The sequence below is a fragment of the Kitasatospora sp. NPDC048286 genome (assembly GCF_043201735.1).
GTDB lineage: Bacteria > Actinomycetota > Actinomycetes > Streptomycetales > Streptomycetaceae > Kitasatospora.
This window is the reverse complement of the sequence record NZ_JBICZE010000004.1, coordinates 385,073-401,843: the sequence shown is the minus strand read 5'-3', so window position 1 is coordinate 401,843 and position 16,771 is coordinate 385,073. Positions and strand designations below refer to the sequence as shown.

Sequence of the window (16,771 nt, the reverse complement as noted above, 5' to 3'; positions counted from 1 at the left end):
GGCTCCTCGGTGCTCTCCGTCAGGTCTGTACGGATGAATCCTCCCTCCTGGCGGCGGTGCGCGGATCGGGTGGGTCCGGCAGGTGGCGGCGGCTGTGCGCCGCGGTGACCGCCAGGCAGAGCAGACCGACGGCCGCCATGCCCGCCAGCAGCGCCGGGTAGGAGGCGTGGCCGGCGGTGCCGGCGAGCAGCAGCGGGGTGAGGAAGCCGCTGGAGGTGGTGCTCTGGTAGAGCGAGGCGGAGGTCGGCCTGGAGGCGGGCGGGGTCAGCCGCTCCACCTCGTGCAGCCCCGCGCCGAGCGTCAGCCCGTACCCGGTGCCGAGGACGACGGCGGCGGCCACCACCAGGCCCACCGAGTCCCGGGCGGCGGCGAGCGCGCCGAGCAGCAGTCCGGCGATCACGGTGGCCATCGCGGTGAGGGTGGCCCGGGCGCTGTCCGAGTCGTCCAGCCGGGCGGCGAAGGGCTGGGCGACCACGCCCGTGGCCAGGGTCAGCGCCGCGACCAGCCCGCTGAACAGCGGCGCGTAGCCGGGCACCCGGTCGGCGACCAGCGGCGGCAGCACCACGTACGCCACGGTGGCGGCGCCGAGCACGGCCGGGCTGGCGGGCAGGACGACGTAGCGGAACCGGGGGTGGCGGACGGCGGCCGTGCGGGGCGGCGGCGTGCCGTGCGCCGGTCCGGTGCCGTCGCTTTTGCCGGGTCCCGCGCCGGGTCGCGCGCCGCGTCCCTCGCCGTCGCCGTTGCCGTTGCCGCGGCCGCGGCCGCGGCTGCGGGCGGTCTCCGGGAGCCCGCGGGTGGCCCGCAGCACCAGCAGGCAGCCCAGCGCCTGGGCGAGGGCGGGCAGCACCGTCGGGGCGGGCAGCCACTCGGCGATCACCCCGGAGGCCAGCGCACCCGCCGCGAAGCCCGTACCGGTGGCGTACATCGCCCGGCGGGCGCTCCGCTCGGGCGGGACGCCGGGCCCGGACAGCTCGCGCAGCCAGGCCGTCCCGGCGAGGAACACCAGCCCGGCCGCGAAGCCGGTGGCCAGCCGGGCGGCGTACACCGACGGCTCGTCCGACAGGGCCAGGACCACGCTGGCGGCGGCGGACAGGCCCAGCGCACCGCGCACCGTCCGCCGCCGTCCGTACCGCTCCGCGGCCGGTCCGGCCAGCAGCAGACCGGGCACCAGGCCGAGCAGGTAGACCGAGAACATCGCGGCCAGCGAGAGCGCCGACCAGTCGGTGCGCGCCCGGTACACGGAGGCCAGCGCGGTGAACTGATTGGCGCCCCAGGCGGCGACGGCGACGGCGGCGGCCGCCGGGAGCCAATCGCCGGTGGGGTGCGGCACGGGCATTTCATCGGTACCGCCCATGCGCTGTTCTGCCCCGTTCCCGACTTTCCGGCCATTCCTGGATTTCCGCAGGTCCAGTGTGTGGTCCGTCGTTCCGGAGCGTCAAAGAGGCAGTTCCTGTGAGCCGATAGGCGACACCTATCGGTGAATTCCCGAACGCCCTTCCACGAATATCCCGGAAGTGCGGTCGGGAATTACGCGATTCCGCCCGGGCTACGCCGCGTCGCCCACCGACAGCACCATCGCGCTGGCCGCGCCGGCCGGAGTCTCGTAGTGCACCGTCTCCCCGGCATGGCGGCCCAGCAGTGCCTTCCCGAGCGGGCTGTCGAAGGTGACCAGGGTCAGGTCCCGTTCCTCCGCCAACTCCGAGATCTCGACGGTCTCCTCCGTGCCGTCGCCGAACCGCACGGTCACCGTCGACCCCACCCCGACCACGTGCGTGGACGGCTCCCCGGCCACCTCGGCCTCCCGCAGCCGCGTCTCCAGCTCGGTGATCCGCCGGTCCAGGCGGGTCACCTCCGACGCCCGCTGCAACTCGTCCGCCGCGTCCGCCCGGTCCCCCGTCGGCTCCACCCCGCGCAGCGTCGCCGCCACCTTCCCCCGGTCCGCCCGCAGCTGCGCCAACTCCTCCCGCACCGCACGCAGACCCTCGGCACTGATCGGTTCCGGCCCACCGCTCATCCCAAGCTCCCGGGGCTGCTCGTCAACGCTCGAACACCGGCCGCCTCCCATTACCCCACCGCACGGCGACCGGGGCAACTCCGTCGCCGGAACCCGGGACCACAGGCCCGCAGCCGTAAAGTCGTTCGAGCCGGTACGACAGTTCGACACGGCGACGTCCACGTCTGGCATCGACGGCCCGGGTGTGGGCCGGTGCATCGAGGGGGAATTGCCTCTGGAGGGGCGATCGCCGGCCTGCCGGGCCGGACCGTTCCGGCGGGGTGCGTCGGCGGAGCCGGCCGTGCGGCACGCGTCTTCGTCTTCGCGCAGCTCTCTTTTCGGAACAACGACACATCGGGCAGCCGTAGTTGTCACAATGGACTCGTTCCGAATCGTCCGTCCGATTCGCGCCTCTTGCCTGGCGGACACACGTACCACCAAGAACGGACCACGATGGGCACTGCGGGCGGCAATGCGATGCGGGTTGCTGCGGTATCACTCGGCCGGTGTGTCGCCGAGTCCCCTCCTGGAGCGGCACGGTCGTCCGCCGTCGGGGCGGTGGACGGCGCGGCATGACGGAACTTCAGTTCACTGGTGAGCGAGTGTGGAGGCCGTACGACGACGACCCCCTGACCACCCGGGAGATGATCTCGGGGCTGGAGGCGTGCGACCTCGGGACGCGGAACCGGCTGCTGTCCTACCTGGAGGCCCTGGTCACGCATCGCTCGGCCCCCGTGCATACCGCGGTGGCCTTCAACGCCGTCTACTTCGGCTACGACATGTCCGTCGGGGGCTATGCCGGCGGGCCTCTGGACATCGGGACCTTCCCCTCGGTCGCGCTCGGCGACCAGGTAGTGGCACTGCCGGTGGGTGCGATGATCAACATTCGGACGGCCGGGGACCTGCTGCCCGCGGAGATCGTCTACAAGGAGGGGGCGCACCCGGAGCTCGGACCCTACGGAGAGACCCCGGACTGGCTCTCCGGGGCGCCAGCTGGTGCACATGGGCCGGGTCGGCTCGCATCCGACCCAACGGCCGCGCCCGTGCTGCGGGAACGGCTGGTGTTCGACACGACGGCTTTTGGACAGGACCCGGCTCCGACCGCAATCCGGTTGCAGCGCCTGCGTCGTCAGGGCAGGACAGACGAACTCGGGCATCTGGTGGTCGAGTCCCAGTACGCGACGACCGATGGCGACCTCGGTGACACCGACTACTACGCGCGCTACCTCGTTACGCAGGGCCGGGACCAACTCACCAGCGCGCTGGCGCCGGCGCCGCTTCCGTCGCTCATCGCGCCGGGAAGTGGCGAGGACGAACTGCTGGCGGCGGCCAGGGGACTGATGGGCACCGTGCGGGAGGCCCTGGCGTCGCTGGAGGCGGTGCGGGTGTGGGGGGAGTACGTGTTCACGCGCGACTCGATGGCGCGCAGGCTCACCGGTGCCGGCGCGCTGGGCCGTGACGACCTCGGCCGGCTGGCCGAGTCGACGGCGAACCACGCCCTTCCGAGGAGTGACCGCCGGACCCGGGTCGGTGGGCCGAAGCCGGTGTACACGGCCGTCGGCGCGGTGCTGCGGAGTCGGACGGAGTGGCAGGACGAGATCCGCGGGACCGGCTATCCGCTGGCCGTCTGCCACGCGAACTCGGTGCTGACCGACTACGCGCGGCGCGAGCGCGACGAGGCCACCGACCTGCTGCCGTCGGGAGTGCGGCTGGCCCTGGACGATCATTGGCAGGGCGGAGGCGTCTGGCGCGCCGCGTACGAGGGGCGGGGTATCGCCATGACCTCGGCGGAGGGCTGGTCGGACGACATGCTCGGCCGGGGCTGGGCCGAGTCGTTTCCTCGACCGGCGCCGGGACGACGCTCCGTGCCGGAGCCGGAACCGGAACCGGAACTGCCGAACCAGGAGCAGGAGCAGGAACCCGATCCGGCCGACGACGGGGCGGAAGAGCCGGGAACGGTCGTGGTGCCTGCCCCCGATCCGTGGCCCGACGACAGTGACCTGGGTGCACCGGATGTCTTCTCGGTGAATGACTGCCAGGTCGAGTGGGCCCAGCCGCTCCGGCTGGCGCACCTGATGGATGACTGCCTTCCCCTCCCGCGCGACCTCGCGGAGGAGTTCCGGGCTCCCGGCGCCCCGGCCGGTCCGGTGCGGGTCCTGCTGCAGCATGCCGGGCAGGAACTTCCGCCGGCCGTTGCCCGCCACGACACGAGCCTGACCGGGGGCGGGGCGGATGTCCGGTTGACCGGTCTCGTCTGGCCGTGGGAGTTCTTCCCCGGGATCTGGCTCTCGTTCACCTGGCAGCGTGGAAGCCGGGTGGTTCACGCGCGGACGATCCTGCTGCCCCACCCCGTCACCGTCGACGGCGACCTCATCGCCCACCGCTACGACCCCAAGGTGCTCACCCGGGACGCGGTGGGTGGCCTGTCGAGGGACACCGGGAATGCGGAGGACCGATCTGCCGTGCGCCTGCTGATGACCGCGGTCCGCCGCCTCGGTCTGCTCGACCAGTTCGGGCGCGCGATGCTCGCGCGCGTCGAGGTGCCGCCCGCCCTGGAGGCCGTCATGGGGGGCGCCATGCTGACGGTTGGTCAGATTGAGGGTGCCCTGGTCGACCTGCTCGCCCTCCGGCGACTGACGACCACGCGGGGCAGTCGGGGTCTGGACGGCCGGACGTACTATCCACCCCGGGCAGGGCGGCCGCTGGAGGAGCTCGTCTGCTACACGCCGCATCGCGTCGAGTTGCGGGGCGGGCGACCGGGCGTCGGCCCGGCGCCGGCTGGGCCGATCCCTTCGGCCCAGCCGGCGCAGGAGCACGACGTGGCCGGATTCCTTCGCCGCATCGGTCACCTCGGTCACGAGGCGACCGACGAGCAACGCGCGCTCTACCACGCTGATCACCGGAGATTCCGACTGACCGGCCCGTCCGAACTGCCGGCCGGATACACCTATGTACGTCCGCACAGGCGAAGCCGCTGATCGCGCGGTCTCGCCGTACGTGTGCTCGCACTACCACCCCTGACAGGAGCCTGCATGACCTTGCCCCGTCAACCGCGTGCTGTCCCGGGCATGGAGAGTAACCCGCCGCTCTTCGACATGGATCCCCCGGGATCCGGGGGCGCTTCCACGGACCTGGCCGAGGCCCTTGAGGCGTTTTCCGTGGCCCTCGACGACATCTGGTCGGGCGAACCCGGGCCGCTGACGGTCGCGATATCGCGGCTCACCGGAGAGGACATCGAGCACTCCCTCAACTCCACCCCGGCGCAGTGGCGTCGCAGCCTCCTGAGCGCGCTCAGGATCCCGATCGACGGCGCCCGGGTCAGTCCGGCGCTATGTCGTGACGTACTGACGCGCATGCAGCGGAATCCTGACGCGCAACGCACCCATCAGGCTGCCCACCTGTTGACTCACTCGCTCTTCCACGACGTGGCATGGGCGGGCTCCAGGCACGCGGCAGGAGCCCCCGAGGACACCTCGCGGCCTCTCACCCACCGTTGGAGCCCTGCTCTGCTGCGGCTCACCGTGTGGTCGACTCTGATTCCGAGCGTCGAGCACGCTCCGCTGTGGTCCTGGGCGTTGCTGCAACCCTGGATCACTGACATGGGGATCCCGGTCGAGGCCCTTCGTGCCGCGGCCCAGCAAGTGGTGGAGCTGACCCCGGAAAGGACCTCCGTTCGTGGAGGCGACGATGAGGAGCAACAGATCCTGGACACGCCCGGACCCGGCCTCGAAGAGCCGGTCGATTCCGTCGAACCGGTCATTCCGGAAGACGACCCTGCAGTCACGCCGGACACACCTCAGCTCAATGCCGCGCTGCAACGAGTGATCGAGGGGCTCGGGGCGGCAGTCGAACCGGCTCGGCGGACCATGGCCGCCATCACTGAGCAGTCCCGTCCGGCCGATGCCGATCTGGTGGCATTGGTCGAGGTGGCCACGGCGTTCGACGTCGCTGTTCGTGGCCTGCGCGCGCACGGGGCCGCGATCACCACTGTCGACTTGGCGAGCTGCGTCCGGGAGACCGACGCCGTGGCTCGTCGCCTCGCCTCGGCGCCACTGCGTGAACGACTCCGCGACGTGGCCCGGTTGTCGTGCCGACCAGGTGGAGTGGCACTCACCCCCGACCTGGAGGCCGCCTGCCATCGAGCCGGCATCCTTATGAGTGCCGCTGATTGGGGTGAGTCCGACCGGGAGGATGCCGAGGCGCTTGACGCGTTGCTGACCCTGGTGGAGTCGCACGGTGTCCAGCTGGAGCCGACTGAGATCATCAGCCTGCTCCAGATCGCGTCGAAGAGCCGTGTGCTCGCCTACCTGACCGGCCGCTACCAGGAACTGGTGCTACAGCCGAGCGGTGCGGAGGAACCGGTGGAGGACGCGCGGGCGGCTGCCGAGCCGTCCACGTCCGAACACGAGGCAGCCGTCTCCGATGTCGAGGCCGCCGCGGCTGTCGCCGAGTCCGTGCGGACCGATGGTGATCCGGTGACGCCTGATGCTCCCTCTGCGGATGACGGGCCGGCCACCTTCGTACCCGATGCCGAGCTGGTGGACGTGGCGGTTCCCGAGCCGACTCCGGTTGAGCAGCTGTCACTGGTACCCGCCGTGCCCGCACCGGCGAGCGCCTCTGCGGATCCGGGCTATGGCCGCAGCACCGATGTCCTGTCGGCCCGCGGCCGACGACGTGAACCGACTGAGGGTGCGTCCGACATGGATTCGGAATCCCGTTCGTCCCTCGCCCGACTCATCGCGGCCCAACGCTACGGCTTGGCCGCCTCGTTGGCGGAGAGCCTCGGTGAGCCGAAGAGCCGGATCACCGTCCTCCAACTCGCCGCCTGTGCCGAGGCGGCGCGTTCGACGAGCAGCGAGAGCGTCTCGCGGATTCGAACCCTGCTCTCGGGCCCGGACCTTGGCGACCTCGCCGCCAGTCGGCCCGACGCCGCGCTGGCTACCGCCGCGCTCCTGCGGGCCGTGCTCGTCACGGGTGACCCCGAGGCCGGTGCCGAACTCGGCAGGATTTCGACCGGGCTTCCGCTCAGTCTGGCGCAGGTGGCGGACGAAGTGGCCCAACGTGCGCTCAAGTCGCTTCTGGTGCACTCGCCGCCGCTGGCCCTGGCCCGTGACTCCGCCGAGCTCGAGCGTGCCCTGGAGGACGCCCGGGAGGACTGCAAGCAGGGACTCGAGCAGATCCCGAGCATCCGTTTCCCGCGCGGACAGAAGGTCGTCCGCCACTGGTGGGACCCCGAGAAGGGCCTGATCGGGTCCTTGTTGCGGCAGGCTGCCGAGGACGACCGCAGCCGCCTCGACGCGCTGTCGCAGAAGGTGAACGAGCTCCGGGATCCGGCGGTCATCCAGGACAAACTGGAACGTACGGACCGCCAGTTCATGTCGTCGGGTGCCCGAAGCCGCTTGGAGGGGCCGGCAAAACAGGACCTTCTTCGCCACACGGCTGACCGGCTGGCCATGGTCGACAAGTGGTGCCGCCTGTCTCAGGCGCTCGGTGCCCGGGATCGGGACTGGAGCGCCGACCAGGTCCAGGAAATGCGTCTCGTCATTCTCGGCCTTCGGGACGACGTCCTGCGGGAGGTGCGCGAGCAGGCCGTGACCGCGGACTCCGTCGCTGCTGCCACCCTGGAGGCGACAGTGACATTGCTCGCCAGGACCTTCAGTCTGCTGTCCGGGGAAGTCCGGCTCGACGACACCGAGCTCACCGCGGAGCTGGCCCTGCACGCGGAACTCCTCAAGGTGCCGGGAGCCGGTGTGGACCTGTCCACAGGCATGGTTCGCTACCCGGACACGCCTGCCGCAGAGCTTGCCAGTGCGGGCGAACTCTCGTGGGAGGAGGCCGTGCGGGCCCAGGCGAAGGACGAGCACTTCGCCACCGCGCGGACACTCCTCGACCTCTGGGCGAAGCGGCAGCTTCCCGGCCTCGGAGGACAGGGCCTGCCGCCCGAAGAGCTGTCGGGCATCGTGTCGGAGGCCGGCAGGCGGGTCGCGCAGGAGCTGCGTGAGCTCCGTCAGGGCCTTGAAGAGTCCCTTCGGCGTGCTCGGGTGGACGGAGCCCTGACGGAGGACAGCGAGCGCGTGCTCGAACGCCGGATTCAGGCCGCCGTGCCGGATCCGGACTGCGACCTCGCGGGCGTCAGGCGGGAGCTTGACGTCCTCTCCGGGGAGCTCAACCGGGCGAGGGCCAGCCACACTGCTGCGCTGCGCAACCGGCTTCACGCGATCGACGGACTGCGTCCGGACGACCAGGATCGTGTGGAGCAGCTGATCGACACGGGTGACCTGCTCACCGCCGATGAGCTCATCTCGCACCTTGTGAACGGGGAGAGCATCCCCGACACGCACACGACGGACCGGAGTCTGGCGGCCTTCTTCCCCGAGGTGCCGACCAAGCTGGCGTCGACGGGTATCTCCCGGGAGCTGATCGAGGCCGTAGGCCAGCGGAAGCGATTCCTGGAGCTGGAGGCACTCGACTACTCGGGACTGTCACCCGAGATCGCGGAGCAGACCGCTCAGGCGCTTGACGGGTGGGCCGACCTGGCGGGCCGCAAGGGCAGCGCGCGTACGCAGGGCGTCCGTGAGAGCGAGCTGCTGATGCCCGCTCTCCGGCTGATCGGCTACAGCAGCAAGAAGGGGCCGCAGCGCGTCGAACAGCCGCGCTCCGGCAGTTACCGCTTCCTCGACGTCCCCTCGGTCGACTACACCGGCTCGGCGTTGGTGCCCGACTTCGGCTCGGGCCTGCGGGGCAGCCTCCGCGTCATGTTGGTGTGGGACCGGCCCTCGGCCGAGACGCTGATGTCCTGGATCCAACAGGATCCCAATGACGACAGCCTGCTTGTCGCCTACTTCGGTACTCTCTCGGTGCGCGACCGTACCGCGCTCGCGACTCAGGGGGCCCAGAGGCGGCGGGCGATCGTGGTGTTGGACGATGCCGCGCTGGCCCACCTCGCGGCTTGTGGCAACCAACGTCTCGACTCCGCCATGCGGGTCCTGCTGCCGTTCTCCGCGGTGAACCCGTACGTCATGGGCAAACGGGCGCCCGTGTCCGAGGAGATGTTCTTCGGCCGCCGCGAGGAGCTGGCCTCCGTTCAGCAGCGGGAGGGCGACCAGGTGGTCTTCGGTGGTCGGGGACTCGGCAAGTCGGCATTGTTGAAGGCGGCCGGACGCAAGTACGAGGCCCAGATCCCCAACTCGCGCCTCAGCCTGCTGCTCTCGCTCGACTCGACGTTCACCGGGACCAACGCACCGTCCTCCGCGGTGTGGGACCGGATCGGTCGGCAGTTGGTCGAACGGGATGCTCTGGTCCTTCAGCGCAAGGTCAAGGCCGATGCGGTGCTGAGCTACCAGCAGGTGCTGACCGGGATGAAGGCCTGGCTCCGTGAGGACTCCAAGCGGGGGCTGCTGATCATGCTCGACGAGGCAGACGGCTTCTTCGAGTCCGACTCCCCGCAGTTCACGGAAACCCGTCGGCTGCGCGACTTGGGTGGGGACGCGGACAACCGGGTCAAGGTCGTGTTTGCGGGGCTCCACTCGGTGCAGCGTTACGCGAAGATCGCGGTCAACAGTCCGTTCAGTCACCTCGCGCAGCGTCCCAGGGTGATCGGTCCGCTCCGGCCGCAGGACGCTGTGAGCCTGCTCATCGAGCCGCTCGCGGTACTGGGCTACGAGCTCGAGGATCCCGCGTTGGTGCACCGCATCCTCGGGCACTGCTCATACCAGCCGTTCCTTCTGCAGATGTTCGGGCATCGGTTGGTGCAGGGCATGCACGCCAAACGGACCGGAGCGGTGTCCGGGCCGCCGTATGCCATCACCCGGGCCGACGTGGAGGAGGTCCAGTCGGACCGGGCCCTCAGGGCCAGTATCACCGAGGCCTTTCACGACACGCTGCGGCTCGACTCCCGCTACAACGTGATCGCGAACGTCGTGGCCCACCACGCCCATCACTACGGCTTGGACGCCAAACTGAGCCAGGTCCGGCTCAGGGAGGAGTGCACCTACTGGTGGCCGGAAGGCTTCGAGAACCTGGACACGGACCAGTTCCGGGCCTACCTCACGGAGATGGAGGGACTCGGTGTCCTCGCACCGGATCCCGACTACCGCGGCTGGCACCTGCGCAGTGCCAACGCACTGAGCATGATCGGAAACCTGGGGATGGTGGAGGCCGAACTGGAGCAGGCCTCAAGCCGGAAGGTGGCGGAGCACTTCAGCCAGTTCGAGGCGCGCTACCGTTCGGTCAGCGGCCACTCGCACTCACCACTCACCACGCATCAGATCGCCGATGTGCTTCCCGGAAAGGGGAATCAGGCCCGCTTGGTGATCGGCACCGTCGCCACGGGGATCGATCGGGTGAGCGCCGCGCTGCGGGAGGTGGCCGAGACCACGGGGTGGGAGATGCCCGAGGTGTCCAAGCGGTCCGACTTCGACCGCGAGCTCGTCATGGGCCTGCCGAACACGAAGCGAGTCGTCGTGTCGGACCTCACGGTGAAGGCGCCCTCGGAGGAGGCGTGCCTGGCCACGTTGGAGAACGCCGTCCGTCGCGTGCCGACCGCGTCCGGCGTCACCCGCTCGGCAGTCGTCATCGCAGGGCCTGACCAGCAGGTCGTCTGGGAGGCCGCTGTCGGTGACGGTCGGAAGCCAGAGGTCGAGATCGAGGCGATCCCGTTGCGCAGGTTCACGACCGACGGGCTGCGCGCCTGGACCCAGGACAAGGAGGTGTTCACCTCCAAGACACAGCTGGAGCGTCTCGGGGAGAGTACCGGCGGTTGGCCCATCCTGGTGCACCGGCTGTCCGCCGAGCTCGACGCGGGGCGCCATGGGGAGCGGGCGCTGAGCCAGGTCGTCGCGGAGCTGGAGGACGCCCATGGCGCGAAGGGCTTCCTGACGGACGCCGGGCTGATTCCCGGCACGCCGCAATGGGCTGCCTACCGTGCCGTCCTGGAGTTCATGACTCCGGACGGCATGGCCCTCGACGACCTGCACGCGGCGATCGAGGCTGCCACGGAGGACGACTCGGCAGACGTGGCCTACGCGCTCGCCCTGCTGCGCACCCTCCAGGTCTTCGACGTCGAAGCGGACGGTCGGCACCACCTCGAACCGGTCCTGAAGGCGTGCTGGAAGCGGGTTAGCGGCGACTGACCGTTGTCGGTGGTCGCCGCACACGTCGCGCGGCGACCACCGGTTTCGGCGGACGACCACGCGGCCGCGCGGGTCACCGGGCGGGCGAGTGCGCCGGGACGACCGGTTCGAGGAAGTCGCTGGGCGCCCCGTGCCAGGAGACGAAGAGGGCTTCCCGTGCGCGCGTGCACGCCACGAAGAGCAGGCTCAGCTCGCTGTCCAGGTCCTCGCGGTGCTGCAGCGGGTCCGTGTCCTGCGGGGTGACCGCGCTGGGCATGGGCAGCATCCCGTCGCTCACGCCCGCCACGGCGACGCAGCGGAACTCCAGCCCCTTCATCCGGTGCATGGTCCCGACCCGGACACCGGGGGAGGGCGCGTCGCCGAGCAGGTGGGCCGGCGTCCCGCTCCGCTCCAGGGCCCGGGCGATGTCGCGGCCGAGTCGGGCGGTGCGCACGGCGACTCCGATGTCCGCCGGGCTCACGCCCGAGGCGGTCCACTCCTCGACGCGCGCGACCAGGGCCCGGATCTCCTCGGCCTGGTCGGGGTGGCCGAACACCTCGGGGTGCGCGCCGTGCAGGGTCGAGTGGTAGCCGGCCAGCGAGTCCTCCCCGCCGTCCATGTCGTCCGGGCGTTCGCCGGTGAGCAGGGACGCGGACCAGCTGAGGATCTCCTGCGTCGTCCGGTAGTTGATCCGCAGTCGGAAGGAACGGCCGACCACCTGGATGCCGAGCGAGCGCAGCGAGACCTTGTTCCCGTAGATCCGCTGGTGCGGATCGCCGGCGAGGAACAGGTCGTCCGGCCCGACGGCCACGAGGGCGCGCAGGAAACGCCACTGGACGGGGTGCAGGTCCTGCGCCTCGTCGATCACCACGTGCCGGAACGGGCGGGCGTCCCGTTCGTCGAGGGCCCGCGCGGCCTGCGCGCAGACCTGGAGGAACGTCAACTCCCCGGCCTGGCGCAGCTCCTCCTCGAACGCGGCCACCACCCGCCACAGCCGGGTCCGCTCCGCGGCCCCGAGGGCCTTGCCGCGTCCGGAGCGCGGTGCCCGCAGGTACTGCTCGTGGCTCTCGATCGCCTGGGCCAGGACGACCTGTCGCCACTCCTGGTCGAGGAACACGTCGGTGAACTCGGCGCCGAGCCGACGGGCGACCCGTCCCCAGCGGGCGAGGACCGCGTGCTGCTGGAAGAGGACCTTCGTCGGGGCGCCGCGGGGGGAACGCCGCAGGACCTCCTCGGCCAGCGCGTCGACGGTGACCACCCGGACCTTCGCCAGGATCCGCTCGTTCGTGACGAGCAGTGCGAGGCAGCGCTCCAGCTCCGCGGCGAGGTCCTCGGAGAAGGTGGTCAGCAGAATCGATCCGTCAGGCGCGTTCTGCGGCAACCGGCGTGCCAGGTGGTACGCCCGGTGCAGGGCCACCACCGTCTTCCCGGTCCCGGGGCCACCCGTCACCCGGGCCGGCCCGCTGTACGACTCCCGGTAGGCGACCCGGTACTGGGCCGGGTGCAGGAAGATCCGCCAGGCGTCGAAGGGGCGTTCCAGGATCTCCAGCAGTTCCTCGGGCCCGGACACCAGGGCGACCCGGCCGCGCGCGCGGGCCATGGCCGAGACCAGGCCGCCGGCGGGCTGTTCGACGCTCGTGGGGGCGGCCGCCCGGGCGTACGCCTGGACGATCTCACGGTCGATCTCGGCCGGCTCCATCCCGCTCGCGAGGCCGATCAGGACGTCGAACTGCTGCTCCGGCAGCACGCGGTGGAGCGCCTCCAGGTGGGCCTCGTCGGGGAGCAGCCGGATGATCGGCAGGATCTCCTCGTCGACGCCCAGGCTGCGCAGGACCTTGTCGGAGCGGTCGGCGAAGAGCCTCCGGGGTTCGTCGGCGGCCAGCACCCTCAGCGACCGGGAGGCCCGTTCCAGCGCGACGTCGTTGCGGATCTCGACGCCCTGGGTGGCGGCGTTGACCGAGGCCCGGTGCTTGGTGGCCCAGTCGTTGGCCTTGTCGTGCGGAAGGACCTTCAGCAGGAGGTAGCCGTCGCCCCGGTCGGCCTTGAGGACGACCCCGCGCCAGAAGTCGGTGATCCGGATGGTCCGGATCCGGGGGTCCCGCTGGTTGGTGAGCTTCTCCAGGTGCACGCCGGTGTGGGTGGCCCCGGTGAACTTCTCGAAGGTCTCGAAGACCCGCCGCTGCACCGGCTTCTCCAGCGCCGCGAACTCCATCAGGAAGTCCCGGTGCATGCCCAGCGTCGCCACCCCGGCCCCCCTCGCGCTCCCGGCCCGTCCGCGCGGCCGGGCAGTGCGCCTCACTGTACTGGCCCCGGTGATCACTCGCGGCGGGCCGCCCGGCGGGCGCCCCTGCGGGGTGGCGGTGATCACCTTCGGGGGTGGAGGCGGGGCGAAAACGCAGGTCGGGGGCGTGGGCGGGGAGGGCCGGGCGGGGACCGGCGGTCGGGGCGCGGGCGGGCGAAGCTACCATGTGGGCAACACCCTCAGCTCGAAAGATGGACTTGTGACTGTCAACGACGACGTGTTCACGGACTGGAAGAACCGCGAGGAGATCGCGGAGTCGATGATCCCGATCATCGGGCGCCTGCACCGGGAGCGGGACGTCACCGTCCTGCTCCACAGCCGGTCCCTGGTGAACAAGTCGGTGGTCAGCATCCTCAAGACGCACCGCTTCGCCCGGCAGATAGCCGGCGAGGAGCTCTCGGTCACCGAGACGATGCCGTTCCTGGAGGCCCTGACCGCCCTGGACCTCGGCCCCTCGCAGATCGACCTCGGGATGCTCGCCTCGACCTACAAGGCGGACGACCGGGGCCTGTCGGTGGCGGAGTTCACCGCCCAGGCCGTCGTCGGCGCCACCGGCGAGAACAAGCTGGCTTGCCGGTCCGGGCAGGACGTCGTGCTGTACGGGTTCGGCCGGATCGGCCGTCTGGTCGCCCGGCTGCTGGTCGAGAAGGCCTCGGCCAACGGCCTGCGGCTGAAGGCCATCGTCGTGCGCAACAGCGGCGGCGACGACCTGGTCAAGCGCGCCTCGCTGCTGCGCCGTGACTCCATCCACGGCCAGTTCCAGGGCACGATCACTGTCGACGAGGCGAACAACAAGATCATCGCCAACGGCAACGAGATCACGGTGATCTACTCCGACGACCCGACCAAGGTCGACTACACGGAGTACGGGATCAAGGACGCGATCCTGATCGACAACACCGGCCGCTGGCGCGACCGCGAGGGTCTGTCGAAGCACCTGCGCCCCGGCATCGCCAAGGTCGTGCTGACCGCCCCGGGCAAGGGCGACGTCCCGAACATCGTGCACGGCGTGAACCACGACACGATCAAGCCGGACGAGCAGATCCTGTCCTGCGCCTCCTGCACCACCAACGCCATCGTCCCGCCGCTGAAGGCGATGGAGGACGAGTACGGCGTGGTCCGCGGCCACGTGGAGACCGTCCACTCGTTCACCAACGACCAGAACCTGCTGGACAACTACCACAAGGCCGACCGCCGTGGCCGCTCGGCGCCGCTGAACATGGTGATCACCGAGACCGGTGCCGCCTCGGCCGTCGCCAAGGCCCTGCCGGACCTCGAGGCGAAGATCACCGGCAGCTCGATCCGCGTCCCGGTGCCGGACGTCTCCATCGCGATCCTCAACCTCCAGCTGAAGCGGGAGACCAACCGCGAGGACGTCCTGGAGTACCTGCGGAACGTCTCGCTGACCTCCCCGCTGAAGCGCCAGATCGACTTCACCGACTCGCCCGACGCCGTCTCCAGCGACTTCATCGGCTCGCGCCACGCCTCCATCGTGGACGCCGGCGCGACCAAGGTCGAGGGCGACAACGCGATCCTCTACCTGTGGTACGACAACGAGTTCGGCTACTCGTGCCAGGTGATCCGGGTCGTCCAGTACATCTCGGGCGTCGAGTACCCGACCTTCCCGGTTCCGGCGGTCTGATCCACCGGTAGGGCAGGACGGCACGGCAGTGCGGTGGGGCGGTGACCGATCGGTCACCGCCCCACCGGCGTTCGCCTGACCCGGGTTCAGATGTTCAGCGGTTGAGCATGCACAGGGCTCGGTGATAGTCGATGTACTTCTCGTCGATCGGGTGGTCAGGGTGTCGGCTAAGTGGGCCCAGGGAGCGGTCACCGTGAGTCTCCCGAACCACACCGTCGGCGTCGATGTAGATCTCCAGGCCGTCGAAGAGGACATGGTGGTTGGCACACAGGCACAGCAGGTTGTGCAGTTCGTCAGGGCCGTAATGCGGCTTTCCGAGACCGCGGATGTGGGCTGCCTCGCTGTACGGCTTCCGTTTGTACTGCAGCAAGGTGTCGCAGACCTGACACCTGGAGCCGTAGAACTCCTTCACACGGCTCACGATGGCGGTGTTTCGGACGGGGCTGGACGAGGTGGTCTCCCGCCGTCGGGTGCCGCCGGCCGCCCGCTCAGGAACGGTTGTCGTCGTCGCGCGCTCGTCCGCCACGGATTCCTCGAGACCGTCAGCCGTGGTGTATCCCGTCATTCCCAGACGATCGAGTAGCGACTGCAGGTCGATGTCGTGGAGATAGCGGTTGCGTAGGACCAGCATCGCCTCGAGTCGAGTGAGGGGTCCCTGCAGGAGCTCGGCGGCCTCCGCGGACAGACCGGCCTCTGGCTGCGTGTCGCTGAGGACCTTGACTGCGGGCATCGAACTCGGTTCTTCGTCGAGCCCGCGCACCTCCCAGAGGCCGCTTCCCCGAAGGTGCCAGAACGGATACTCGGGTGTGATCTTGGAACTGGGTAGTCCGTATTCGGACAGCAGCGGACCGACCTCGGATTGGAACGTCGTCCAAGGCGCCAACCGTGGCTCACCTGCCGCAATCCGGGCGATTGCCCAGAGCAGCGTGAGTGGTTGGTGTCGGCTCGGTCGCCCACTGACGGTGTTGTGATGAGTCCTGAGCGTTTCGAGTCGGGTGAGCAACTCTGCCCGGGTCATCCGAGTGGTGCGGGGTGACGAAGGCAGCGCGGCCCATTGGGGCAGCTGTGACTGGCGGCCGGCAGCTGGAAGTTGGTGGGCGACGTGTGCGTAGTCATCAGCCGATCGGAGGGTGAGCATGCGCAGCGGACGCGGAACCTGGAGCTCGGCCAGGATGTCCAGAGCAGGGATCGGTTGGGCGAATTCCTCGAATTCGTCGAGTGCCATGATGTGTGACCACGTATTGCCCTCCTTGTCACTTCCCCAGACCGCGCGGGCTATGGCCGAGCTGGTGAGGAGGTGAACGACCTTCGCACGTGCGATGAAGCTGTTCCCCGTGTAGAAGAAGACGTGGTCGCCGACCCGCCGGTCACGCAGGGCCCGGACCTTCTCGTTGTTGGCCTGTGAGGTCGGCGTTGAGCCCCACAAGCGGGCGATCCCTTCCGGGTACAGGCCGGCGAGTATGTCCCCTACTGAGCCGACCGAGTTCCGCAGATCAGAGACCCGGATGCCTGTGCGCACGGACTTGGCGAAATGCTGCGGGCCCCCGTCCCTGGTGCCCCGAGGCTGGAGGATCAGCTGCGGCCGCTCCGAAGCACGGACAGCCTCCTCTGCAGCCTCGGCGAGGAGGTCGGGTCGGGTGGCCGGAAGTATTCCTGCATGCGTCAGATCGGCAAGGCTCATGCCGAGAGAATAGTGGGAAAAGCCGACAATGGCTTGTGAGTTG

General features: G+C 70.0%; 7 protein-coding genes. 3 read left to right on the top strand and 4 right to left on the bottom strand.

All coding sequences use genetic code 11. The features are described from left to right. Positions 1-19: 19 nt before the first annotated feature. Positions 20-1,330 (bottom strand): MFS transporter, encoded by a 1,311-nt coding sequence (locus ACGF13_RS12340; RefSeq protein WP_392872560.1) that lies wholly within the window; start codon positions 1,328-1,330, stop codon positions 20-22. A gap of 216 nt (positions 1,331-1,546) precedes the next feature. Continuing rightward, positions 1,547-2,014, bottom strand: coding sequence for a GreA/GreB family elongation factor (locus tag ACGF13_RS12335; protein ID WP_392872557.1), 468 nt, complete (start codon positions 2,012-2,014; stop codon positions 1,547-1,549). Between the two features lie 551 nt (positions 2,015-2,565). Between ACGF13_RS12335 and ACGF13_RS12330 the strand changes: the two genes are divergently transcribed. Together ACGF13_RS12330 and ACGF13_RS12325 are read left to right on the top strand one after the other, a co-directional pair. Beyond that, positions 2,566-4,971, top strand: a complete 2,406-nt coding sequence (locus ACGF13_RS12330; protein ID WP_392872555.1) for a hypothetical protein — start codon at positions 2,566-2,568, stop codon at positions 4,969-4,971. A gap of 180 nt (positions 4,972-5,151) precedes the next feature. Then, positions 5,152-11,124, top strand: coding sequence for a hypothetical protein (locus ACGF13_RS12325; protein WP_392872552.1), 5,973 nt, complete (start codon positions 5,152-5,154; stop codon positions 11,122-11,124). A gap of 73 nt (positions 11,125-11,197) precedes the next feature. Here ACGF13_RS12325 and ACGF13_RS12320 read toward each other — a convergent pair whose 3' ends face one another. Continuing rightward, entirely contained in the window at positions 11,198-13,333 is a 2,136-nt protein-coding gene (locus ACGF13_RS12320) for a UvrD-helicase domain-containing protein (protein ID WP_392872801.1), read from the bottom strand. Between the two features lie 271 nt (positions 13,334-13,604). Between ACGF13_RS12320 and ACGF13_RS12315 the strand changes: the two genes are divergently transcribed. After that, positions 13,605-15,047 carry a glyceraldehyde-3-phosphate dehydrogenase gene (locus ACGF13_RS12315; protein ID WP_392872549.1) on the top strand — a complete coding sequence of 481 codons (1,443 nt, stop codon included), beginning with the start codon at positions 13,605-13,607 and terminating at the stop codon, positions 15,045-15,047. A gap of 94 nt (positions 15,048-15,141) precedes the next feature. Here the strand turns inward: ACGF13_RS12315 and ACGF13_RS12310 are convergent, their stop codons facing one another. Further along, complete coding sequence (locus tag ACGF13_RS12310; protein ID WP_392872547.1) at positions 15,142-16,728, bottom strand: HNH endonuclease; 1,587 nt, start codon at positions 16,726-16,728, stop codon at positions 15,142-15,144. Between the last annotated feature and the right edge of the window lie 43 nt (positions 16,729-16,771).